At 70.9% G+C, this 22447-nt stretch carries 23 protein-coding genes; 5 read left to right on the top strand and 18 right to left on the bottom strand.

Annotation, left to right across the window (positions count from 1 at the left end):
* Positions 1–44: 44 nt before the first annotated feature.
* Together ACIRRY_RS42920 and ACIRRY_RS42915 are read right to left on the bottom strand one after the other, a co-directional pair.
* Positions 45–1310, bottom strand: a complete 1266-nt coding sequence (locus tag ACIRRY_RS42920) for an alginate lyase family protein (RefSeq protein WP_403984270.1) — start codon at positions 1308–1310, stop codon at positions 45–47.
* Between the two features lie 114 nt (positions 1311–1424).
* A complete protein-coding gene (locus ACIRRY_RS42915; protein ID WP_403984340.1) occupies positions 1425–2543 on the bottom strand; it encodes a glycoside hydrolase family 6 protein in 1119 nt (372 codons plus the stop codon).
* A 143-nt stretch (positions 2544–2686) separates the two neighbouring features.
* Here ACIRRY_RS42915 and ACIRRY_RS42910 point away from each other — a divergent pair, with 143 nt between their 5' ends.
* Together ACIRRY_RS42910 and ACIRRY_RS42905 are read left to right on the top strand one after the other, a co-directional pair.
* Complete coding sequence (locus ACIRRY_RS42910; RefSeq protein ID WP_403984269.1) at positions 2687–3373, top strand: DUF5995 family protein; 687 nt, start codon at positions 2687–2689, stop codon at positions 3371–3373.
* An 88-nt stretch (positions 3374–3461) separates the two neighbouring features.
* A complete protein-coding gene (locus tag ACIRRY_RS42905; RefSeq protein WP_403984268.1) occupies positions 3462–4391 on the top strand; it encodes a TIGR03619 family F420-dependent LLM class oxidoreductase in 930 nt (309 codons plus the stop codon).
* Positions 4392–4398: 7 nt separating this feature from the next.
* On the opposite strand, the gene ACIRRY_RS42900 is transcribed toward ACIRRY_RS42905, so the two are convergent.
* Complete coding sequence (locus tag ACIRRY_RS42900) at positions 4399–6111, bottom strand: flavin monoamine oxidase family protein (RefSeq protein ID WP_403984267.1); 1713 nt, start codon at positions 6109–6111, stop codon at positions 4399–4401.
* A 54-nt stretch (positions 6112–6165) separates the two neighbouring features.
* Complete coding sequence (locus ACIRRY_RS42895) at positions 6166–6954, bottom strand: carbon-nitrogen hydrolase family protein (protein ID WP_403984265.1); 789 nt, start codon at positions 6952–6954, stop codon at positions 6166–6168.
* 233 nt (positions 6955–7187) lie between these two features.
* On the opposite strand from ACIRRY_RS42895, the gene ACIRRY_RS42890 reads away from it, so the two are divergent.
* A complete protein-coding gene (locus ACIRRY_RS42890) occupies positions 7188–8060 on the top strand; it encodes a DUF1963 domain-containing protein (RefSeq protein WP_403984263.1) in 873 nt (290 codons plus the stop codon).
* A gap of 6 nt (positions 8061–8066) precedes the next feature.
* Here ACIRRY_RS42890 and ACIRRY_RS42885 read toward each other — a convergent pair whose 3' ends face one another.
* From ACIRRY_RS42885 to ACIRRY_RS42865, 5 genes are all read right to left on the bottom strand, one after another.
* Positions 8067–9542, bottom strand: coding sequence for an HAD-IA family hydrolase (locus tag ACIRRY_RS42885; RefSeq protein ID WP_403984261.1), 1476 nt, complete (start codon positions 9540–9542; stop codon positions 8067–8069).
* Positions 9543–9670: 128 nt separating this feature from the next.
* The gene (locus ACIRRY_RS42880; RefSeq protein ID WP_403984259.1) at positions 9671–10753 is read right to left on the bottom strand and encodes an ABC transporter ATP-binding protein; all 1083 of its coding nucleotides are present in this window, start codon (positions 10751–10753) and stop codon (positions 9671–9673) included.
* Between the two features lie 3 nt (positions 10754–10756).
* Positions 10757–11575: an ABC transporter permease gene (locus ACIRRY_RS42875; protein ID WP_403984257.1), complete on the bottom strand. Its 819-nt coding sequence runs from the start codon at positions 11573–11575 to the stop codon at positions 10757–10759.
* Positions 11560–12459: an ABC transporter permease gene (locus tag ACIRRY_RS42870; protein ID WP_403984255.1), complete on the bottom strand. Its 900-nt coding sequence runs from the start codon at positions 12457–12459 to the stop codon at positions 11560–11562. Before ACIRRY_RS42870 ends, ACIRRY_RS42875 begins: the two co-directional genes overlap by 16 nt.
* On the bottom strand, positions 12456–13613 hold the full coding sequence (locus tag ACIRRY_RS42865) for an ABC transporter substrate-binding protein (protein ID WP_403984253.1): 1158 nt from the start codon (positions 13611–13613) through the stop codon (positions 12456–12458). Before ACIRRY_RS42865 ends, ACIRRY_RS42870 begins: the two co-directional genes overlap by 4 nt.
* Positions 13614–13825: 212 nt before the next feature.
* Here ACIRRY_RS42865 and ACIRRY_RS42860 point away from each other — a divergent pair, with 212 nt between their 5' ends.
* Complete coding sequence (locus ACIRRY_RS42860; protein WP_403984251.1) at positions 13826–14566, top strand: GntR family transcriptional regulator; 741 nt, start codon at positions 13826–13828, stop codon at positions 14564–14566.
* Between the two features lie 80 nt (positions 14567–14646).
* Here the strand turns inward: ACIRRY_RS42860 and ACIRRY_RS42855 are convergent, their stop codons facing one another.
* The 5 genes from ACIRRY_RS42855 to ACIRRY_RS42835 form a co-directional block, all read right to left on the bottom strand.
* Positions 14647–15075 carry a VOC family protein gene (locus tag ACIRRY_RS42855; RefSeq protein WP_403984249.1) on the bottom strand — a complete coding sequence of 143 codons (429 nt, stop codon included), beginning with the start codon at positions 15073–15075 and terminating at the stop codon, positions 14647–14649.
* Positions 15076–15130: 55 nt separating this feature from the next.
* On the bottom strand, positions 15131–15583 hold the full coding sequence (locus ACIRRY_RS42850) for an Lrp/AsnC family transcriptional regulator (RefSeq protein WP_019066424.1): 453 nt from the start codon (positions 15581–15583) through the stop codon (positions 15131–15133).
* 98 nt (positions 15584–15681) lie between these two features.
* Positions 15682–16077, bottom strand: a complete 396-nt coding sequence (locus tag ACIRRY_RS42845; RefSeq protein WP_403984247.1) for a hypothetical protein — start codon at positions 16075–16077, stop codon at positions 15682–15684.
* Positions 16078–16092: 15 nt separating this feature from the next.
* Entirely contained in the window at positions 16093–16617 is a 525-nt protein-coding gene (locus ACIRRY_RS42840) for a GNAT family N-acetyltransferase (protein ID WP_403984245.1), read from the bottom strand.
* 88 nt (positions 16618–16705) lie between these two features.
* On the bottom strand, positions 16706–18148 hold the full coding sequence (locus tag ACIRRY_RS42835; RefSeq protein ID WP_403984243.1) for a GuaB1 family IMP dehydrogenase-related protein: 1443 nt from the start codon (positions 18146–18148) through the stop codon (positions 16706–16708).
* Between the two features lie 204 nt (positions 18149–18352).
* Here ACIRRY_RS42835 and ACIRRY_RS42830 point away from each other — a divergent pair, with 204 nt between their 5' ends.
* Positions 18353–19888, top strand: coding sequence for a hypothetical protein (locus ACIRRY_RS42830; RefSeq protein WP_403984241.1), 1536 nt, complete (start codon positions 18353–18355; stop codon positions 19886–19888).
* A gap of 65 nt (positions 19889–19953) precedes the next feature.
* Here ACIRRY_RS42830 and ACIRRY_RS42825 read toward each other — a convergent pair whose 3' ends face one another.
* The 4 genes from ACIRRY_RS42825 to ACIRRY_RS42810 form a co-directional block, all read right to left on the bottom strand.
* The gene (locus ACIRRY_RS42825; RefSeq protein WP_403984239.1) at positions 19954–20565 is read right to left on the bottom strand and encodes a hypothetical protein; all 612 of its coding nucleotides are present in this window, start codon (positions 20563–20565) and stop codon (positions 19954–19956) included.
* A gap of 35 nt (positions 20566–20600) precedes the next feature.
* Positions 20601–20918, bottom strand: a complete 318-nt coding sequence (locus tag ACIRRY_RS42820; protein WP_403984237.1) for a barstar family protein — start codon at positions 20916–20918, stop codon at positions 20601–20603.
* Positions 20915–21280, bottom strand: coding sequence for a ribonuclease domain-containing protein (locus ACIRRY_RS42815; protein WP_403984235.1), 366 nt, complete (start codon positions 21278–21280; stop codon positions 20915–20917). The genes ACIRRY_RS42820 and ACIRRY_RS42815 overlap by 4 nt, the downstream gene beginning before the upstream one ends.
* Before the next feature lie 90 nt (positions 21281–21370).
* Positions 21371–22417: a sugar-binding transcriptional regulator gene (locus ACIRRY_RS42810; protein WP_200688342.1), complete on the bottom strand. Its 1047-nt coding sequence runs from the start codon at positions 22415–22417 to the stop codon at positions 21371–21373.
* Between the last annotated feature and the right edge of the window lie 30 nt (positions 22418–22447).

Here is a 22447-nt window from a genome sequence, read left to right as displayed (position 1 = left end):
CGGGCGGGCCTGCGTCGGCCGGCCAGTCGGGCCTTGAAGACCGATCAGCCCGTGATCGAGTCCAACTGCTCGGCCGCCGGCCGCAGCGCCCACAGGTCACCGCCGGGCGGCGCCTCCAGCTTCGGTACGGCGGCCTTCGCCCGCGCGTCGCCCGCGTCGGCCGCCGCGTGGACGACGTCGCTCGCCGCGTACCGGTAGAACTCCAGCTCCGGATGCGACCACGCGGCGGCGCCGGTCGCAGCGGGCAGCAGATAGTCCACGGCCTTCAACAGGCCCTGTCCGTCCGGGCCTTGATAGGTCCACAGGTTCACGCCGACATGCCGGCCGATGGCGGCGAGCCGGGTGTACGCGACCAGGTCGAAGGTCGAGTAGTGCCAACTCCGGGTCCGGGCAAGCTCCTGCGGCTGGCTGCCGTCGCCGGCGATCTGCGGGTCGATGCGTTTGGCGCGGGCGTCGAGAACGGTCCGCTTGGCCAGGGCCTTGTCCCCGGTCGCGTAGGCGAGGGCGGCCAACTCCATGTCGTAGAAGGTGCCGTGGTTGTTGGCGGCGGCGCCCTCCTCCGTGCCGAAGGCGCTGTTCTTCAGCCAGCCGAGGAAGTCGGAGTTCCACCGGGCCATCGCCGTGCGGTCGGTCTTCGTCCAGCCGGGGGCGCCGGTGTCGAGGATCGCGATGGCGTCGACGACGCTGGTGTACGACTGGGAGAAGTCGATGATGCCGATGGCGCGGCCGTCGTACTTGCAGGGGATGAACTGGGCGTGGTCCAGGTTGGGGTTCATCTTCGTGGCCGGGTCGAGGAACCAGGTGCGCAGGACCTGGTCGGCCTTCTGCGCGTAGCGCTTGTCGCCGGTGTAGTACCAGGCGAGCGCGAGGTCGTACGTCGAGTCGAAGACCCTCTCCACGTCCTGGCGGTCGGTCCCGGTGTCGACCTCGGGGTTGCGCTGACCGTCGCGCTGGACGTACGGGCAGCCCCAGGGGTTGGCGGCGGTCGGGGTGGTCGTGGGCCACCAGTACGGGGCCTGGCTCAGATAGTCGTGAACATCCCCTCCGGGGGCGGGCTTCGGCTTGTCCACGACCGTCCAGGAGCCCTGGTGCAGCCAGTTGTCGGCGCGGGCCGTCAAGTTCCGCAGGGCTCGGCGGAGTTGGGGGTCACCGCGGTCCAGACGGAGCTTGGTCTGCTGGAGGCGGGTGCCGTCGAGGACGGCGGTCTTCGGGACGGCGGGCGCCGGGTGCGCCGAGACGGAGGGGACGAACACGGCTGTCAGGACGGTCACGGCCGCGAGAAGAACACCGAGGCGAGATCTGGCGCTCATCCACCAACTCCAATCACGTATATGAACGTCGTTCATGAATGGAACCGTGTGAGCGTATGACCAGCCACCGGCCCTGACAATGGTCCGGACCGGATTCACATACGCAGATGTCGGTCAGCGTGCCAAGTCGTAGGCGTACGACGCCGTGAACGTGCCGGCGGCGCCCCTGCAACCGTCCGACTCCCCCGGCAACTTGACCCACAGATACCCGTCGATCCGCGCCTCCCCGGTGTTCAGGGTCGGCGCCCGGCCGATCTTCCGGCCCGCCGGGTCGCACCACTGGCCGTCGGTCGGCGCGCCGTTGCCGTTGCGGCTGGTGTCGATGACGGCGCCGAGGCTCGCGGGGCCGCCGAGGGCGTCGAGGACCTGGCGGTCGTAGGCGATCTCGGCCGAAGTGGCGTGGAAATTGGAGACGTTGCTGAAGATCCCGTCGGAGGAGGCGGCGGAGGCCGCGCCCGCCTGTTCGAGGAGGGCCGCCTGCTGGGCGGCCGGGTTCCAGTCGGAGTGGCCCGCGTCGTAGTAGACGCGGGCCTTCGGGTCGGCGGTCTTCAGGACGCGGCCCGCGCGGGCCAACGCCTCGAAGCGGTCGGCGCGTTGGGCCTCGGAGAGGCAGTCGGCCTGGGCTATGGAGTCCGGTTCCAGGATCACGACCACCTCCCTGGAACCCAGTCCCGCCGCGAAGCCGTCGATCCAGCCGTCGTACGCGTCGAAGTCCGCCGCCCCGCCCTCGGAGGCCCCGCCGCAGTCCCGTTCCGGGATCGCGTACGGCACGACGACCGGCACCCGGCCCTGCGCGGCGGCCCCCGAAGTGACCGCGCGGACCCGGGAGGTGATCGTCGACGGCGTGAAGTCCGCGAACCACACGGCCGCCGGCTGGTCGGCGATCCGGGACTCTATGACCTCCGTGCGGGGGTCGTCGGGGTGGGCGTGGACCCAGTCGAGGACCTGGGACTCCGGGTGGCGGTAGAGGCGGGGCGAGACGGTGGCGGTCCGGTGCGGCTTCCGCGCGGTGCCGGTCGTGGTGGAGGACGTGGCGGTCTTCTTCGGGCGCGTGGACGAACTCGCCTTCGCGGACGGGGAGTTCGACGCCGACGGCACATCGGGCAGCGGCACCAGCAGCGTCGCGCCACTCGCGTCGGGCCGCGCCGCGCTCGCACCGTGCCCGTCGTCCAGCGCTCTGATCATCCCGGTCACCGTGCCGACCGCGACCACGACCGAAGCGGCCACGACCAGCACGCCCCGCCGGGTGGCCCGGCTCCGCCGTCGGCCACGCGAACCTGACACGCCGCCCCCTCGCGCCGCGCCCGTTCCCCCGTTCTGGGGAAGTGTCGGGCCCGGCGGCACCGCGGCCAGCCTAGGACTGGGACGCTGCCCCCATGGGGCAATTGGCACACTTCACCACACCCGTGGACATCGTCGTCTCCCGGCTGCGCGCGCTCGACGAGGATCTGCCCGCGCGGGACGGGGTCGCGGTGTTCAACCGCGTCTACCTCGCCGTCACGGAGGCGGTCGACCGGAGCGTCGACGCCGGGCGGTTCACCGACGCGCGGGCCGCGATCACGCTGGACGTACGGTTCGCGGAACGATATCTGGCGGCGGTGGACATGGCAGCCAACGGGCGCCGCCCGCCCGCCTGTTGGCGTCCGCTGTTCCAGCTCCGACGGCATCCGGGCGTACGACCGCTGCAGTTCGCCCTGTCCGGCATCAACGCCCACATCGGCCACGATCTCGCGCTGGCCGTCGTGGACGCCTGTCGTACGCTCGACTGCGAACCGGCCGAGCTGGAGGACGAGTTCGACCGCGTGGGCGATCTTCTCGTCTCGCTGGAGGAGCGCGTCCGCGAGGAACTGATGCCGGGGCCCGACCTGTTCCAGATCGCCGACCCGCTCACGCATCTGCTCGGCTCGTGGAGTCTGGAGCGCGCCCGGGAGGCCACCTGGACGGCGGCGCGGGCCCTGTGGGCGCTGCGTGGACTGCCCGATGTCGCCGAGGAGTTCACCGAGCGGCTGGACGCGGCGGTCGGGCTCGCGGGGCGCATGATGCTCACGCCACTGCCGGACTGATCCGGCCATACCGGGAGACAGGACCCGCCGTGGGACGTCGCGAGAGTTACGTTGACGGCCGGAATGCCTGATGCGAAGGAGCACGAGCATGACCACCAGGTTGGGTCTCACTCTTCCCCAGACACGGCAGTACGACATCGGCAGAGACGTCCCGGACGTGGCCCGCACGGCCGAGGAGATCGGCTACGAGAGCCTGTGGGTGTTCGAACGCGCCCTCTTCCCGGAACCCGCGACCCAGGGGCTCTACGGCATGCCCGGCGTCCCGTGGCCGGACGAGTACCGCTCGGTCGCCGAACCCCTGGTGACGCTGGCGCTCGCCGTGTCGGCCACCCGGCGGGCCCGGCTCGGCACCAGTGTCCTGGTGGCCCCGCTGCACGGCCCGTTCCAACTGGCCAGGACGCTCGGCACGTTGGACGCGGCGAGCGGCGGCCGGGTGGTGGCCGGGCTGGGCACCGGCTGGTCGCTCGACGAGTACGCGGCGGCGGGCATCGCCCCGTTCAAGGACCGGGGCAAGTCCCTGGACGAGGTGCTCGCCGTGTGCCGTGCCGTGTGGGGCCCGGACCCGGTGGTCTACGAGGGCGACCTGAGCACCGTCAACTCCTCGGTGGTCGGCCCGAAGCCCGCCCGGCCGATCCCCGTGCTGCTGCCCGCGATGAGCAAGAAGGCGAGGATCCGTCTCGTGGACCACGCCGACGGCTGGCAGCCGGTGGCCATGGGCGCCGGGCAACTGGCCGCCGAGTGGCGGGCGTTGCGCGAGCTGGCCGCCGAGCGCGGCCGTACCGAGCCGCTCCAGTCGGTGGCCCGGATCAACCTGCGGTACACGCCCAAGGCGTACGAGGGCGCGGAACGCCCGCCGTTCCACGGCAACTTCGACCAGATCGTGACCGATCTCGTGTCCCATGTCGAGGTCGGCCTCGACGAGTACTTCTTCGAGTTCGCCGGCGCCCCGCGCGACGCCGAGGAACTCAAGGACCTCGCCGCCGAGCTGTATACGGCGGCCCGCGCGGCCGGGATCTGAACTCCCGTCAGTCCTCCGGCAGTTCGACCGGCGCGATGTCGTCGTAGACGTCTCCTGGGCCCGGGTTGGTCGGGTCGGTCGCGCCGCCGAGCTGGTGCATGACGCCCCAGACCGCGTTCAGCGCGGTCTGGACGGCGCCCTCGGCCCAGCCCGCCGTCCAGGAGATGTCGTCGCCGGCGAGGAACACGCCCCGCTTGTCCGCGGGCAGCCGGTCCTGCATGAAGTGGGTGAACAGGCGCCGCTGGTAGCGGTAGTGGCCGGGCAGGTTGGCCTTGAACGCGCCCATGAAGTAGGGCTCGTTCTCCCAGGAGACGGTCACCGGGTTGCCGATGACGTGCTTCCGGATGTCGACCTTGGGATAGATCTCGCCGAGCGACTTCAGCATGACCTCCATCCGCTCGTTGGCCGACAGCGGCAGCCACTTGAGACTGTCGTCGCACCAGGTGTACGAGAGGCAGATGACGGCGGGCTTGTCCGGACCGTCGTCGAGGAGGTAAGTCCCGCGCGTCATACGGTCGGTGAGGGTCATCGACATGACGTCCCGGCCGGTCGGATTTCCCTTGTCGTCGACGGCCTTGTCGAGCCAGAACGGCCGGTCGACCGGCACGAAGAGCTTGCTGGACTCCATGTAGTGGGTGCGCTCGATCGCCGTCCAGTGGTCGATCGGGAAGAGCGAGTCGTCGCAGGCGATCTTCGAGAGCAGCATCCAGGACTGGGCGGTGAAGATCGCCGCCCGGTAGGTGCGGATGTCGCCGGCCGCGTCCGTCACCGTGATGCCGTTGCCGGCCGTGCGGTGCAGCCGGGTCACGGCGGGGCGGGGCTCGCCGCCCACGTGCAGGGATGCCAGCGAGGTGCCGTAGGGCCAGTGGACGATCTTCTGCGGCTCGCGGTCCCAGAGGCGGAGCGGGAGTTGCTGGGAGCCGCCGACGATGCCGCGGTGGTGGTCGTCGGCCTCGGTGTAGACGACGCGCAGGATCTCCAGGATCGAGTTCGGGAAGTCGGTGTCCCAGCCGCCGGTGCCGAAGCCGACCTGGCCGAAGATCTCGCGGTGGCGGAAGGACTTGAAGGACTCGGAGTCGCAGAGGAAGCCGTAGAAGGTCTGGTTGTCGAGTTTCTCGACGAGCTTCGACCAGATCTCGCGGATGCGCGGGACGTCGCGTTCGCGCATGGCGCGGTTCATGTCGGAGAAGTCGGCGCCCTCTTCGAGGCAGGCGTTCCAGGCGTGCATCACGTCGCGGTAGACCTGCGGGAGGTCGTCCACGGTGGTCGCGTAGTGGGACTCGCCCTTGAGGTCGACGACCGTCGAAGGGGTCGCCTCCGCAAGGGGGTTGGGGAACGGGCGGGTCTCGAGTCCCACCAGGTCGATGTAGTGCTGGAGGGCGGTGGAGGAGGGCGGGAAGCGCATCGCGCCCATCTCGGCGGTGAGGGACGGGTCGCACCCGTCGAAGCCGACGGTGCGCAGTCGGCCGCCGATCTGATCAGCCTCGTAGACGACGGGCTTGAGGCCCATCTTCATCAGCTCGTAGGCGGCGACGATGCCGGACAACCCGCCGCCGATCACCGCGACTTCGGTGCCGTGCTCGGTCGCGGGTATCTGGCCGAGGCCCGCCGGATGGGCGAGGAAGTCGTCGTACGCGTACGGGAAGTCCGGCCCGAACATCGTGATCGGCGGCTGCCGCTCGTCGGCGTGCTGGACGGCGTTGGGCACCGTGGACGTCATGGGGCAGGGACTCCTTGCGGAACGAAGAACAAGTGCGGGAAGGGCAGGGGGGATTCAGGCGAGGGACCCGTAGAGGCCGGGGCGACGGTCCGTCAGATACGGGTTCGCCGTACGCGAGTCGGCGAGGAACTCGGGGTCGATGTCGGTGAGGAGGAGTTCCTCGCCGCGGCCGGCGCGGGTGCGGGCGACTCCGTCGGGACCGGCGAGCGTGGAGAGGCCGTAGAAGTCGAACTCCCCTTCCCGGCCGATCCTGTTGATGTACGCCACGTACATCTGGTTCTCCCAGGCCCGCACCGGGACCAGGGACTCGGCGACGAACTGGAACGGGTGCATGTTCGCCGTCGGGACGAGGAGCAGATCGGTGCCGGCGAGCGCGTGGGCGCGGACGGGCTCCGGGAACTCGACGTCGTAGCAGATCATCAGGCCGACCCGGAGGCCGTTCAACTCGGCCTGGACGACCGGCTGTTCGCCCGGTGTGAAGTGGGCGCGCTCGAAGTCGCCGAAGAGGTGGGTCTTTCGGTAGTTGGCGAGGCGGGTGCCGTCGGCGGAGATCAGCTGGGCCGAGTTGTACACGGTGTCGCCGTCGCGCTCCGGGTAGCCGTAGGCGATGGCCAGGCCGTGGCGGCCGGCGATCTCGGCGACGGTGTCGGCCCAGGCGCCGTCGGCGGGCTCGGCGAGGCGGCCGATCTCGTCGCCGATCGCGTACCCGGTGAGGAACATCTCCGGCGCGGCGAGCAGCCCGGCACCGCCGGCCGCGGCCCGGCCCGCGGCCTCGTCGAGGACCTTGAGGTTCTCGACGATCGAGCCGGGGCGGCCGGAGCTCTGGAGGAGGGCGGTGCGCATGTCTGGTCCTCACCGGTACGAAAAGGCGGAAAAGAGGGGAGAGCCACCTATCAAGGGGCCCTCTAGACGGTACGGCCGAGGGGCTGGGCCGGACAAGAAGGAGCCGTTGCGTGCCGGTGAGCGTTTCGTTGCGTGCGGGTGCGGTGGGGCGGCGATTCGTTGCGTGCCTGGTGGGAGCCGGTCGTTCGGGTGCGGCGGGCCCGTTGTCAGTCCTCGGGCGTAGCTTTCCGCCCATGAATCCTGAACTGATCAACCGGCTCGCGCCGTTCCGTGCGGAGGCACTGCGGCGTGGGACACCGCTCCAGGACGTCGAGGCGTGGATCGCCACCGCCCGTCCGTCCGGGACCCTCGTCACCGGCGGGGACGGGCCGGTCGTCGGCAGGTTCGGCGGGCCGCTGCTGTTGCCCGCCGACGTCCCCGACCCCTGGACCCCGTTACTCGCGACCCTCGACTGCGCGGCCCTGCCCGAGGAGACGACGGGCCTCGCGCTGCCGGCCGACGGTCGGCTGCTGCTCTTCGGCTTTCCCGAGATGACGTACTACGGCGACAGCGCCGGAGACGTCGTGTACATCCCCGAGGGGACACCCGTCGAGGAGCGGAGGCCGAAGTACGAAAGCGTCCACGACGACACGACGGTCGCCATCCACGAGCAGTTCCCGCAGGAGGAGCTGCGGCTGGCGCCCGATGTCTCCATGGCGTCCCACTTCCTGGCCTGGACCGGGGAGCGCGGCGGGGAGACCGTCACGCTCCCCGGCCATCCCCATGCCTGGGAGCTGGCCGAGGCATGGGACGAGACGTACGGCGACGTCGTCGTCGACGGGCCGCTGCACATCGGCGGGTACGCCTCCCACGAGTGCACGGAGACGGACCCCGTCATGGACGCCGCGGCGGACGCGGAGCTGTCGCGACGACTCCGGAACGAGCAGTCCCCCGGGTCCGCCGACACCGCCGAGCTGCCCGCCGCCGCGGAGTGGGTGCTGCTCGCCCAGTGGGACATCGATCTCGACGGCCGGGAGGGTTCCACCCTGCACTGGGTGGTCCCGCGCCAGGACCTGGCCGAGCGCCGCTTCGACCGGGCGCACGCGTCCTTCTTCTGGAATCCCTGACCGGGCCTACCTCTTGGGCACCTCGAACACCGAGAGAACGGCCGCGTGATCCGAGGGCCAGCAGTTGGACGCCACATGCGGCCAGGGGCTCGGCGCGCCGGTGACGAAGGTGCGGGAGCCGAGCACGGTCAGACCCCGGTGCAGGACGTAGTCGATGCGGTCCTGGGGCTCAGCCCGCCCGCTGCCGTCCTCGTGCAGGGGGTGGATCGGGGACCAGGTGTGACCGGGTTCAGCAACCGGGTCCGGGTTGGCCTCCCGGTAGGAGTCCCGCAGCCCCGCGTCCGCCGCCGCCTTCGTGACAGGCCACTCCACGTCCGGCCAGTCCAGGTGCGAGGGGCTGTTGAAGTCGCCGACGAGGATGACGGGTACGGCGTCCTCGGCCACCTCCGCGATCCGGCCGAGGGCATCCCGCATCTGAGCGAGCCGGACGTCCTCGTGGGCGATCAGCTCGGTGGCCGGGAGCCCGTCGAAGGCGGATTCGTAGGGGCCGTAGGGCGTGTAGTCGAGGTGGCAGGTCCACAGGTCGACCTCGCGGCCCTCGGCGACGGCGATCCGGACCCCGGCGGCTCCGTAGAAGCCGACGTCCGGGTCGCCGAAGCGGGTGGTGATCGGGTGGCGGCTGATGACGCCGAGGTTCTCGCCGGCGCGGTGGTGGTGCCAGCCGAGCGCCTCGGCCAGTTCCTCGGCGGCGGTGCCGCCCGTCTCCTGGAGGCCGACCACGTCCGCGCCTGTCTCCGCGATGACCTTGAGCTGCTTGGTGCGGTGGTCGTCGACCTTGCTGCCGCCGAGCCAGAGGTTCCAACTCAACACGCGTAGCTCGTACGGCGTTTCGTGCGTCACCATCGCGCGCAGGTCCGCCGGGCTGATCCCGACGAGGCTCGCCCGTACGGTCCGGCCGGGGGCCGCGTCGATCGGGGCCAGCGACGGTACGGCGAGGACCGCGCAGCCGGCCGCCTCGGCGGAGCTGACGCCGGTCTGGGTGTCCTCTACGGCCACGCAGGCCGCCGGGTCGACGCCGAGGGCGCGGCAGGCGGCGAGGTAGGGGTCGGGGGCGGGCTTGGTGGGCCCGGTGTCGTCGGCGGTGACGGAGACGGCGAAGCGGCTCGCGCCGAGGGCGTCGAGGACGGTGTCGGCGACCGCGCGGGGGGACGCGGTGACGAGCGCCGTGGGGACGCCGTCGCGGGCGAGGGCGTCGAGGAGGTCGAGCGCGCCGGGGCGGGGCACGATGCCGGTGCGGACGCGGGCGGCGAACTCCCGGTGCAGGGTGGTCGCGAGGACCGCCGCCGACTCGCCCGTGGTCGTGGCGAGCCAGTCGGCGGTGTGCTCGACCGGGCGGCCGAGCACCTCCGGCTGGTCCGCGTCCGTCAGGGTTCTGCCCGCGACCTGCTCCACCGCCTCCCACCACAGCCGCTCGGTGTCGACGAGCGTTCCGTCCATGTCGAACAGGACGGCCTGGAGCGGGAGTTGGGCGTGGGGGGTCACGTTTCTCTCTTTCAGTACGGGTGGTACAGGGGCAACTATGGCCCTAGGTCGTGTCCGCAAGGTCCCGTCGTCCGCCCGGAGAGCACGTGCCGGGCGTCGCGGGGCCGGCGGGACCTTGCGGACACGGCCTAGGGGTTGATGCGTTCCGCCACGAGTACCGGCCGTTCCGGCAGCGACACCGTCACGGCGACTCCGGCGCCCAGCGCGGCGGCCTCGTGGGTGGGCAGGTCGGCCTTGACCTCGGTGTCGTCGGCGAGTCGTACCGTGACGCGAACTACCGCGCCCAGGAAGGCGGTTCCCACGACACGTGCGTCACCGGTCTCGTCGGCCCGCACGTCGATCGCCTCGGGGCGCACGAGTACGTCCACGTCCGGTCCGGCCGGGGCCTCGCCGTCGACGGGGAGGCGCTGGCCGCCGAGAACTTCGACGGTCCCGTCCGCGAGCCGTCCCGGGAGGCGGCTCATCGTGCCGACGAACTCGGCGACGAACGCGGTCGCGGGCCGGCCGTACAACTCGGCCGGGGCGGCGCACTGTTCGAGCTTTCCGGCCCGCATCACGGCGACCCGGTCGGCGATGGACAGGGCCTCCTCCTGATCGTGCGTCACGAAGAGGGTGGTGATGCCGAGTTCCTGCTGGAGGCGGCGGATCTCCTCGCGCAGGGACAGCCGTACCTTGGCGTCGAGCGCCGACAGCGGCTCGTCCAGGAGCAGCACGCGCGGACGCAGGGCCAGCGCGCGGGCCAGCGCGACACGCTGCTGCTGGCCGCCGGAGAGCTGGTGCGGGAAGCGCTCGCCCTTGTCGCCGAGCCCGACAAGGTCGAGCAACTCGCCCGCGCGGGAACGCCGTTCGGCCGAACGCACCTTGCGCATGCGCAGTCCGAAGGCGACGTTGTCGAGCGCGTTGAGATGCGGGAAGAGGCTGTACGACTGGAAGACCATCCCGGCGTCGCGGCGGTGCGCGGGCACGTCGGTGACGTCCTTGCCGTCCACCAACACAGCGCCGGAGGTGGGGTGTTCGAAGCCGGCGAGCATGCGCAGGGCGGTGGTCTTGCCGCAGCCGGAGGGGCCGAGCAGGGCCAGGAACTCACCGGGACGGACCGTCAGGTCGAGTCCGTCGAGGGCGATGGTCGGGCCGAACTCCCGGCGCAGGTCTTGGAATTCGACGGTGGCTGCGTTGTCCGTCGTGGTCTTCTCAAGCGTGGTGGCGGTCATGGTTCATCCCCGGGACGAAGCGGTTTTGTCACGTCCGCCGACACCGGCGAGCGTGAGGAGGAGTGCCCAGGTGACGACCAGGCTGAGCACGGAGACGGCGACGGAGAGCTGGGCGTTGGACCCGCCGACGCTGTAGATCCACACGGCGAAGGGCTGGAAGCCCAGGAGCTGGGCCACGGTGAACTCGCCGAGCACCAGCGCCAGCGTGAGGAAGGACGCGTTGAGCAACGCCCCGCGCAGATTGGGCAGTACGGCCCGCACCAGCGCCTGCGGCCAGCCCGCGCCACAACTGCGGGCGGCCTCGACGAGGGTCTTCACGTCGATCGCGCGCAGCCCCGAGTCCAGCGCCCGGTACACGAACGGCAGCGCCATCACGACGTAGGCGAGGACGAGGATGAAGGGGAAGCTGGGGTTCTGGATGGCGACGAACGTCTCGAACAGCGGGGTGCGCGAGAGGTAGTCGGGGCCCCACTTGAGGACCGTGGCGATGCCGGCGACGAACGCGATCGGCGGCACTACCAGCGGCAGCGAGCAGATCACCTCGACGACCGGGCGCAGCCGGGGCGCGCCCAGTCGTAGCGCGACCATGGCGGGCACCATCAGGAGCAGGACGACGGCGATGGTGGCGGCGGCGAGTTCCAGCGAGAGCACCAGGCTGGAGGTGAAGCCGTCGGCGGAGACGATCTGGGTGTAGGCGTCGAAGGTGACGCCCTGGCCCGGCACGTCGACCGTGAAGACGACCGACGCGGCGAGCGGCACCAGGAAGTACAGGGCGGCGAGGCCGAGGACGACCCACCGCCAGATGTTCAGGCGTCCAGCCATCGCGCGCTCCGTCGTTGCAGGGGCAGGTACACGGCCATGACCAGGCCCGCGACCAGGACCATGTCGAGGCTGAGGGCGAGGGCCACGTTCTCCTGGCCGACCAGCACGTTGCCGGAGATGGCGTCGGCGATCTGCAGGGTGACCAGCGGGATGGAACTGCCCACCATGGCCGCGGCGGTGGCGTACGCGGCGAACGCGCTGCCGAAGAGGAGGACGAACCCGCCGAGCAGCGAGGGCAGCAGCACCGGCAGGGCCACGTGCCGCCAGTACTGCACGCCGGTGGCGCCGTTGTTCGCGGCGGCCTCGCGCCACTGGGTGCGCAGGCCCTCCAGGGCGGGGGTGATGGTGAGGACCATCAGCGGGATGAGGAAGTACAGGTAGACGAGGACGAGACCCGAGAAGCTGTAGAGGTCCCAGCCCTTGTCCTTGAGGCCCAGGTGGGTCGTCAGCACACCGGCGTTGCCGAGGGTGGCGACGAACGCGAAGGCGAGGGGGACACCGCCGAAGTTGGCGAGGACCCCGGAGGCGGTGAGGACGGCCTCGCGCAGCGCGCGGAAGCGGGAGGTGACGACGACCTGCGCGAGCGGCAGGCCGAGCAGGGTGCCGAGGGCGGCCGAGAGGGCGGACAGCTTGACGCTGCCGACCAACGCGGTGAAGTAGGCACCCTGGAGCGAGTCGGTCAGGTTGGCGGTGGTGTACGAAGTGGCGCCCGTCGTCTGGTTCTTGACGGTGAAGGCGCCGTTCAGCATCGCCACGGCGGGCACCCCGAAGGCGACCGCGACGAACACGAGCAGCGGGACCACGGCGATCCAGCCGGGGACGCGGCGCCGCCGCTTCACGGAAGCGGCGGCGCCGACGTCGGCCCGCGTGAGCGTGGCCGTCATCCGGAGACGGCCTTCGCCCAGCCGGACGCGATGACGGTCTTGGCCTTGCTCTGCTGGGCCTCGGTCGGGAAGGACGGCGTGCCGGAGACCTGCGGGAGCTTGGCGGCGGCGGTCTTGTCGAGCGTGCCGGCCGACTCCATGGAGGTCATCAGCGCCGGACGCGCGTACCCCTTGAGCCACAGGTTCTGGCCCTCGGCGCTGTACAGGTACTCCTGCCACAGGCGGGCGGCCGCCGGGTGCGGGGCGTCCTTGTTGATGGCCTGCGAGTAGTACTGCGCGTACTGGCCGTCGCTCGGGATGGCGACCTTCCAGTCGACGCCCTTGGACTTGAACTCGTCGGCGTAACCGGCGTTGAGGTAGTCCCAGTCGATGGAGATGGGCGTCTCGCCCTTCTCGACGGTGGCCGGGGTGGACTCGACGGGCGTGTAGTTGCCGTTCTTCTTCAGCTTGGCGAAGAAGTCCAGGCCGGGCTGGATGTCGTCGAAGGAGCCCTTGTTGGCGAGCGCCGCCGCGTACACGCCACCGAAGGCCGAACCCGACTTGGTGGGGTTGCCGTTGAGGGCGACCTGGCCCTTGTACTGCGGCTTCAGCAGGTCCGCGAAGGTGGTCGGACAGGTCTTGACGCGCTTGGCGTCGCAGCCGATGGAGATGTAGCCGCCGTAGTCGTTGAACCACTGTCCCTTCGGGTCCTTCTGACCCTCGGGGATCTGGTCGAAGGAGGCGACCTTGTACGGCGCGAGCAGCCCCTGCTGGGCGGCGCTGAGCGCGAAGGAGGAGCCGAGGTCGAGGACGTCGGGCGCACGGTCCTGGCCCTTGCGGGAGGTCACGGCGTTGATCTCGTCCTGGCTGGAGCCGTCCGGGTTCTCGTCCGTGATCTTGATGCCGTACTTCTTGGTGAAGCCGTCGATGATGGCGCCGTAGTTGGCCCAGTCACGGGGCACCGCGATGATGTGCAGCGCGCCCTCCTTCTTGGCGGCCTTCACCAGGGCGGCCGTGCCACCGAAGTCGGCGGCGGAGGTGGCGGTGGCGGCGTTCTTGCCGTCGGCGGTGGTCGACGAGTTGGTGGGAGCGGCGCCGCAGGCGCTGAGGGCGAGCGCGGCGACGACGGCGAGGGATCCACCCAGGACGGCGTTTCTCGGCGGGGACACGGTCACGGTCTCTCCAGGGGTGCGCACGAGGGTTTGAGCAGAGCGGAGAACTTGTCTGAACAAGTTGGCCTCAGTACGCCCGCTGATGGTGTCTTGTTCGTAAACATTGGCGAAACCGTGACCCCTTCTTCTCTGCACACTCCTGGCTGACACGGATCACCAAGGGAACTCGACTACGCTGCTCACGCTGTGCACAGCCACCAATTCAGAGGGGAAGCATGACGGCGCGACACGAGGAGATCGCCGACGAGCTGCGGAAAGCCATCGACCGCGAGGAGTACACAGTCGGCAGCCTGCTGCCCGCGGAGACGGACCTCGCGGCGCAGTACGGCGTCTCGCGCGGCACGGTCCGCCAGGCCGTCGCGGCCCTCACCGCCGAGGGGCTGATCGGCTCCCGTCAGGGCGCCCGCCGGGTGGTGCTGGCCAGCCGGCGCAGCCAGAGCTTCGCGGAACTGCGCAGCTTCGCCGAGTGGGCCCGCGCGATGGACCGCGAGGCGACCGGGCACGTGGTCGCGCAGGAGTACCGCCCGGCCACCGCCGAGGACGCCGTACGCCTCCAACTCCCCGAGCGCACACCGGTGTTGCACGTCCTGCGGGTGCGCGGTCTGGACGGTGAGCCGGTCCTCCTGGAGCGGACCGTGTACGCCGACTGGATCTCCCCCGCCGTCGTGGCGATCGAGCCGGAGTGCCCGTCGGTCACTCAACGCCTGTACGACGACACGGGGTTGGTCTTCGCGTACGGCGAGCACGTCATCGACGCGGTGGCGGCGGGCGCGCAGGACGCGGAGCTGCTGGGCATCCGCCGGACCAGTCCGCTGTTGCGGGTGCGCCGGGTGACAACGACCCGCGAGGGGCGGCCTGTCGAGTGGTCGGACGACCGCTACCGCTCGGACGCGGTGAGCTTCAGTGTGCACAACTCGATAGGGAACAACGCGCTGGCACGCAAGACGGCGGAGTGAGGCGAGTCGGCCCGCGGTGAGCCCAAGGTGCCTGGCGTGAGCTCAGAGGGGCCTGGCGTGGGCCCAGGGGGCCCGGAGGCTCAACCGGCCGCCACGCAGAACTCGTTGCCCTCGGGGTCGGCCATCACCACATGGTGTCCGTCGAACTCCGCGAGGACCCGGCCGCCCGCGCCCACCAGCCGCTCGGCCTCCGCTCTGATCGCGGCCCCTCTCTCGTCCGGGCCGCCCCGCACCGGGACCCGGATGTCGAGGTGCAGCCGGTTCTTGGCGGTCTTGGGTTCGGGGACCTTGAGGATGGACAGGCGCGGGCCGACGCCGTCCGGGTCGCAGAGCCAGGCGCCGTCGTCCTCGGTCCCGTCGTCCTCCGGGTCGTAGTGGGCGATCCACTCGGCGCGGGTGGCGAAGGGAGCGGGCGGCGGCTCGTCGACGTAGCCGAGGGCCGTCTTCCAGAACGCGGCGAGGCGCGGGGCGTCGTCGCAGTCGAGGGTGAGATCGATTCGTGCTGCCATGCCCTCGACCGTACGGCGCGGCACTGACAATCGGCCCTGTGCGCCTCTGTCGTGCCTATGTGGGCGAGCCGGACGAGAAGCGGCGGAGCAGCGGGGACAGCACCAGCACGGACTTCGTCCGTTCCACGAACGGCTCCCCCGCGATCCGCTCCAGCACCCGCTCGAAGTGGCGCATGTCGGCGGCGAAGACCTGCACGACCGCGTCCGCGTCGCCGGTGACGGTGGAGGCGGCGACGACCTCCTGGTAGCGCTCAAGGCCTCGCCTGATGGTGTCCGGGGAGGTGTTGTGCCGGCAGTAGATCTCGACGAACCCCTCGGTCTGCCAGCCGAGCGCCGCCGGGTCCACCCGTACGGTGAAGCCGGTGATGGCGCCGGTGGCGCGCAGCCGGTCCACGCGCCGTTTCACGGCGGGCGCGGAGAGGCCGACGAGTTGCCCGATGTCCGCGAAGGAGCGGCGGGCGTCCTCGGCGAGGGCGTGCACGATGCGTTCGTCGAGTTCGTTCAGCACGGGGGATCGATCACTTCTCGGGGTGGTGCGGGTGGTGCGGGTGGTACGGGTGGTGGCGGTCGGGAGCGGCGACGGCCGTATACGAAGTAGACCATGGTTCAGCCCTCGTCCGGCTCCCCCGCGAGAGCGCGTGCCTCGGCCAGATCGCCCTCGTCGAAACCGATCCGCCCGGGCTGTCCGAAGACCTCCGCCTGGCCGTCGATCCAGCGCATGTGCGCCTCCCACGCCGCCTGCTTGCTCATGCCGAGCGCGGCCCCTATCTGCGTCCAGGAGGCACCGGCCTCGCGGGCCGCGCGGACGGTGAGCTGACGGCCGTAGGCGGCCTTGCGGGCGACGACCTCGCTCAGGGCGAGCAGCTCCAGCGTCTCCGTCCGGTCGAGAGCCTCGGCGTCGCTGCCGAAGCCGGCGAGGGACTCGCGGGTGCGGAGGTCGTCGAGGCGGGCGACGGCGGTGAGGAGGGTGTGCTCGGGTTCGATGCCCTGGGGTGTGGTCATGGATTCAGCGTTGCGTCAGGCCCCCTTGACGTCAAGGGGGCCTGACGGCAGGTCCTTGACCAGGAAGGTGCAGTGGTCGACGTTGTCGTGCAGGAAGCCGTCGGCGTCCTCGTACGACCAGCGGTCGTAGTAGTCCGTCAGGGGTTCGTAGCCGAGTCGTGCGTAGAGAGCCGCCGCACGCACGTTGTCCTTCTCGACACCGATGCCGACATCCGTGAGCCCCCGCTCCACAGCCAGTTCCTCGGCGGCACGGATGAGGGCCGTGCCGATGCCCCGCGAGCGGAGTTCCTCGGGCCACACACCGAGCCCGCCGATCTCCAGGCAGCCGGGCCGCGCGGCCCGCACCGCGGAGGCGTCGCAGCCGGTCCACCGCAGCTCCACATGCCCGACGGGCCGCCCGTCCAGCCAGGCGACGAGATACGTGCTCTCGCACCGCTCCTGACGCGCGAACCGACGGGCGTGGAACGAGGTGGCTCCGGGCGCGCCGATGTACTGGTCGAGCAGCGCCACGTCGTCGGCCCCGCAGACGGCTATGTCCATGGCTCCGACAGTAGGCGCAACCACCCGCCGACGGCCCCCCAATATCCCGCGCGCCAGGACAACAGGGGCCGCAGCAAAGGGAGTTGGGTCAGCTCCAGCTGGCGTGCAAGGGCTTGCCCTCGGCGTAGCCGGCCGCGCTCTGGATGCCGACGATCGCCTGCTCGGCGAACTCCTCCAGGGACGCGGCGCCGGCATAGGTGCAGGAGGAGCGGACGCCCGCGATGATCGAGTCGATCAGGTCCTCGACGCCCGGGCGGGCCGGGTCGAGGAACATGCGGGAGGTGGAGATGCCCTCCTCGAACAGCGCCTTGCGGGCGCGGTCGTAGGCCGACTCGTCCGACGTGCGGTTGCGGACCGCGCGCGCGGACGCCATGCCGAACGACTCCTTGTAGAGACGGCCGTTGGCGTCCTGCTGAAGGTCGCCCGGGGACTCGTACGTGCCCGCGAACCACGAGCCGATCATCACGTTCGACGCACCGGCCGCGAGGGCCATGGCGACATCGCGCGGGTGACGGACCCCGCCGTCGGCCCACACGTGCTTGCCGTACTTCTTCGCCTCGGCGGCGCACTCCATGACGGCCGAGAACTGCGGCCGGCCGACGCCGGTCATCATGCGGGTCGTGCACATCGCGCCGGGGCCCACGCCGACCTTGATGATGTCGGCGCCCGCCTCGATCAGGTCCCTGACGCCCTCGGCGGCGACGATGTTGCCCGCCACGATCGGCACCTGCGGATCGAGGGCACGCACCTGCCGGATCGCGCTGATCATCGACTCCTGGTGGCCGTGCGCCGTGTCGATGACGAGCGTGTCCACGCCCGCGTCCAGCAACTGCTTGGCCTTCTGCACGAAGTCGCCGTTGATGCCGACGGCGGCGGCGATGCGCAGCTTGCCGTCCGCGTCCACGGCCGGCGAGTACAACGTGGCGCGCAGCGCGCCCTTCCGGGTGAGGATGCCGGCGAGCTTGCCGTCCCGGTCGACGGCGGGGGCGTAGCGGCGGTTGGCGCCGTCCAGCTTGTTGAACGCCTCGCGCGGATCGATGTCCGCGTCGAGCAGCAGCAGGTCACGGGACATGACCTCGCCGAGCTGGGTGAAGCGGTCAACACCTGTCAGGTCGGCGTCGGTGACGACACCGACCGGGCGTTGGTCCTCGTCCACGACGACACCCGCGTTGTGCGCGCGCTTGGGCAGCAGGGCCAGCGCGTCGGCGACGGTCTGGTGCGGGGCCAGCCGGATCGGGGTGTCCAGGACGAGATGGCGGCTCTTCACCCAGGAGACGACCTCGGTGACGACCTCGATCGGGATGTCCTGCGGGATGACCACGAGCCCGCCGCGCCGGGCCAGCGTCTCGGCCATCCGGCGCCCGGCGATGGCGGTCATGTTGGCGACGACCAGCGGGATGGTGGTGCCCGTGCCGTCCGGGGAGCTGAGGTCCACGCCCTGACGCGAGCCGACCGCGCTGCGGCGCGGCACCATGAAGACGTCGTCGTACGTCAGGTCGTACGGGGGCTGGATGTCGTTGAGGAAACGCACGTGCCGCACATCCCAGTCGATCGAGGTGACCCCCGGGCAGGTCAGCCAGGGGGAAGAGCACGTACTTCATTGTCCCATGTCGGACGGAATGCCATGCCTCGGATCATCGTCCAGGCAGGTCGACGGCGTCTCTGGAGGAACATCCAACGGGGTCTGTGTTTCCTGCGCGGGCAACCTTCGGGGCACCTCGCGTATCGAACGTGCATGATTCCCCGCAGGACGCTGCTCGGGGCGGCGCTCACCGCCGTGCTCCTCGCCCTGGCGCCGGGTGCGACCGCCGTGGCCGCCGGCCCGTCGCCCCTTCCGGCGCCGGGCCCCACGACGATCCAGGCGGACCGGCAGCTCGACGTGGGGCCGGACGCGCAGTCGGTGCACGTGGTCTGGTCGTTCTACGGCGGCAGTCCGGACCTTCCCCTGCCCGTGCACCAGACCTTCGTCATCGACGCCCGGGGCCTGGCCGGTGTCGCGCGCGTCGCGGTCGTCGACCCGAGGTGCACGGCCGACGGGCAGGTCTTCACCTGCGTCAACAAGGACCTCTCCCAGCTGTCGAACCTCGACTTCACCGTGCAGGCGGACGCGGGCGCCGCCGTCGGCGCCACCGGCACGGTCACGTACACCGCCTCCGGCGGCCCCGGCACCCGTGGCACCGCGCGGGCGAAGGTGATCGTCGGCGTCCCCGACCTGGTCGTCGGCAAGGTGCCCGCCGTGACACACGCCAGGACCGGGTCCCGGATCGACGTGCCGCTCCGGCTGCGCAACATCGGGAACCTGGCCACCGACCGGCGCATCGCTGTGACCTGGGCGGCGGCGGGCGGTCCGGTCTTCGACCGGAAGTTCTCCAACTGCGGCTACCGCACCGGCGACGACCCCGCCGGGCCGACCTCCGTCACCTGCGTCTTCCCGGCCTCCGTGGCCGCGGGCGGCACCGTCGGGCTGAGCAGCCCGCTGACCGCCACGATCGGCGCGCACACCCTGAACGCCGAGATCGACTACACGGTCGCGTTGCTGCAACCCGGGGTGCAACCCGACGGCAGCACCGAGCCGGGCACCGGGCCGGCGCTCACCCTGGTGCCCGTGTCCGGAACGGGAGCCGGCTTCGAGAGCGGCGCCACGGGCCGGCTCGCCGTCTCGGCCGACAGCTCCGCGGATCTGGCGGCCACGGCCACGACGAAGCCCGTCACCGACGCGGGCGCAGACGCAGACGCAGACGCAGACGGATGGACGCTGAACCTCACCGTCACGGACCACGGCCCGGCCTCCGTGTACGCGATCGACAGCCAGGAGTACGTCGCCGAGGTCGACGTGGTCCTGCCACCGCACACGGTCGCGACCGACTACGAGCACTCGGAGTCGGAGGACAGCGCGTACGGCCCCTGCTTCGTATGGGTCGACGACACCACGACGGCTCCTTTCGAAGCGGGCCACCGGCACTACGTGTGCGCCGTGCCGTTCGGTATCGGGGCGGGCAAGGACGTGGAGGCCGTGTTGTCGGTGAAGCCGGACAAGAGCTACGACGGTGCCAAGGGCACGGCGACCGTGCGCTCCGGCCCGGCCGGCATCGCCCTACACGACCCGCGCACGTCGAACGACAGCGCCACCTTCACCTTCGGCGCACCGGCCGACACCGGCACGGAACGCACGGTACTCGTCACCGGCGCGGCCATCGGGATCGCCCTGCTGGGCAGCGTGGTCCTCGTCCTCCGGCGCCGCGGGCGATCCCGCCAGAACCCTTCCCCCTAGATCCGTTCCCGCTAGATCCGTTCCCGCTAGATCCGTTCCCGCTAGAACAAGGGATCAGTAAGGGATCAGTACAGGAAGCGATGCAACGGCGCCGACTCGGTCAGCAGCATCGTGAGCCGGTGGGCCAGGCGCTGCCACGCCTCGTCCTGTCCGTAGCTGAGCCGCACGTCCTCGCCGTCGCCCTCGTCGATCGCCGCGAACAGGGCGGCCGTATCGGCGTCGGGCGTGAGGTCCACCAGGGAGAGCACCCGGGCCAGCGCGCCGACCAGGCCGACGGCGGTCTTCTCGGGGGTCAGGACCGTGCCGCGGACGGTGGCCATGACGCCCGAGGGGTCGGGGAGGTCCGGCGGGGCCACGAGGAGCCCGGACAGCTCGCGCAGCAGCGCGTACAGCAAGTCCGTGTCCTCGGTGGGCAGTTCGACGATGCGCAGACCCTCGTGTTCCCAACGGCCGTTGGGCGACCTCACCTTGGGCCCGCGGGCCACCGCCTCGGCCAGTGTCGCCCGCACCCGCCGGAAGGCGACCAGCCCGTCCGTGAACAGCGCGTGCCCACTCGCTCCGCCCACGGACTCGGCCAGGGGCACCAGCAAGTGCTCCTCCACCCGGTCGCACTGCGCATCGAGATCCGGATCGACGACCACCAGCCGGACCGACGTGCGCTGCTCCTGTTGCTCCATACCGAACACTCTGCCAGCCGCCTCGGACAATCGGGCTAGTGCCCGGCTCCGCCCAGCGCGAGGACCACGGAGAGGTTCGGTGTGCGGTCGGCCGCGTCGCCGAAGACGTCGACGGCGGTCTCCCACTCGTCCGGCCGTGCCTCGGCGTACGGCCGCCAGTTCCGTACGACGATCAACAGGCCCTGCTCCACCGCGTCCTCGGGCCACACCGTGTGGTCGCCGAGGCTGTCCGCGAGGGCGTCCCAGTTGCGGCCGAACCAGTCGGGCAGGGACAGCGCGGTGGCGCAGCGGTCCATCAGGCCGGCCTTGTCCGTGACTCCGTCGAGGTCCAGCGTGACCGCGAACTGCGTCATCTCAGTACCGTCCTGAACGACTTGTAGTGATCATCGGTGTAGTAGATCTCGCCGTCCCGCCCGGTGACAACGCGCCGGGCCCCGCGATCGCGCGAGCCCGGCGTCCTGACGGTGTATTCGTGGTAGTAACCGCGCTTCTGCTGGGGCAGCAGCTTCTCGTAGTTCCCGAAGACGACCCCGTCCTTGGCGTACGGGAAGGGCCCGCCCCGGTCGATGAGAGTGATCGTCTGCCGTGCCTCGGCGGGGAGTTGGGACTCCTTGACGGTCCCCGTGCCACCGCTCGTGACGGTGGACGAACAGCCGACCGGCAGCAGTACGGCCAGACAGACGAGGAGCACCCGGGAGACGAACCGCAGCAGCATGCGTCCGATGCTGCCACGGCCGCCCCCGCACGACCCGCTGTCAGGGCCCGTCAGTGCTCGCCGGTGCCCGTCGGTGCCCGCCCGTGCTCGTCAGATCCCGTCGGGGTCCGTCCGGCTGAGTGCCGACTTCGGCGGGGAACCGGCCGTCATCAGATAGTCCGCCGCCGCGGTGTCCGTCACCAGGCTGGTGACCAGACCGGACCGCAGCACCGCGTCGATCGCCGCCGCCTTCCGCTGCCCGCCCGCGATCGCGACGACCTCGGGGATACGGCGCAACTGGTCCGCCTTGACGGTGATGCACCGCTCGCCCAGGTCCCGGCCGACCCGGCGGCCCTCGGCGTCGAAGAGGTGCGCGGAGGTCTCGGCGGCGACACCGAGGGACGAGTAGTGCGCCCGCTCCTCGTCCTTGAGCATGTCGTAGACCGTCGAGATGCCCGGCTCCCAGGAGCCGATGGAGACACAGGCGACGGTGACCTTGTCGAAGTACTCGAAGGCCCGCGCGATCCCCGTCTGGTGGCGCAGCGCCTCCGCGGTGGCCGCGTCCGGCAGCAGCATCGGCGCGTAGATGGGGTGGGCGTCGCCGCCCGACACCTGCGCGGCCCGCCGTACGGCCTCGACCGAGCCGCGCTCGGCGGTCCCGGCGTCGTACACGCCCGTCAGCTGGACCACCGTGCAGGGCGGCAGCCGGTCGAGAGCCGCCGCCATGTGGATGGTGGACCGGCCCCACGCGAGGCCGAGCACATCGCCCTCGTTGACCAGCTCGCCGAGCAGGTCGGCCGCGACCTCGCCGAGGTTCTCGGGATCGGGCGACTCCTCGCTGACCTCGGCCGGGGACTCGACCACGACGGCGTGCCTCAGGCCGTACCGGGCACGCAGCGCGTCCGAGCGCTCCGCGTCCAGTTCGGCCGGTACTCGGATCTCGATCCGTACGAGATCCCGTTCGAGAGCGGTCTCCAGGACCCGGGCCACCTTGAAGCGGCTGACGCCGAACTCCTCCGCGATCTGGATCTTGGACTTGCCCTCGAGGTAGAAGCGGCGGGCCATGGCCGCCGCCTGCACCAGCTCAGCGGGTCCCATCCGCATGGCTGACCGGCCCGCCGACATACCCGACACGGCGTTCTCCTCACTGCTGTTCACACTCTGGGTTCGCCGTTCATCCTCGCAGAT

Source organism: Streptomyces sp. NPDC101776, assembly GCF_044766845.1.
GTDB lineage: Bacteria > Actinomycetota > Actinomycetes > Streptomycetales > Streptomycetaceae > Streptomyces.
The sequence above is the reverse complement of the archived record's forward strand: the minus strand, read 5'-3'. Positions and strand labels throughout refer to the sequence as shown.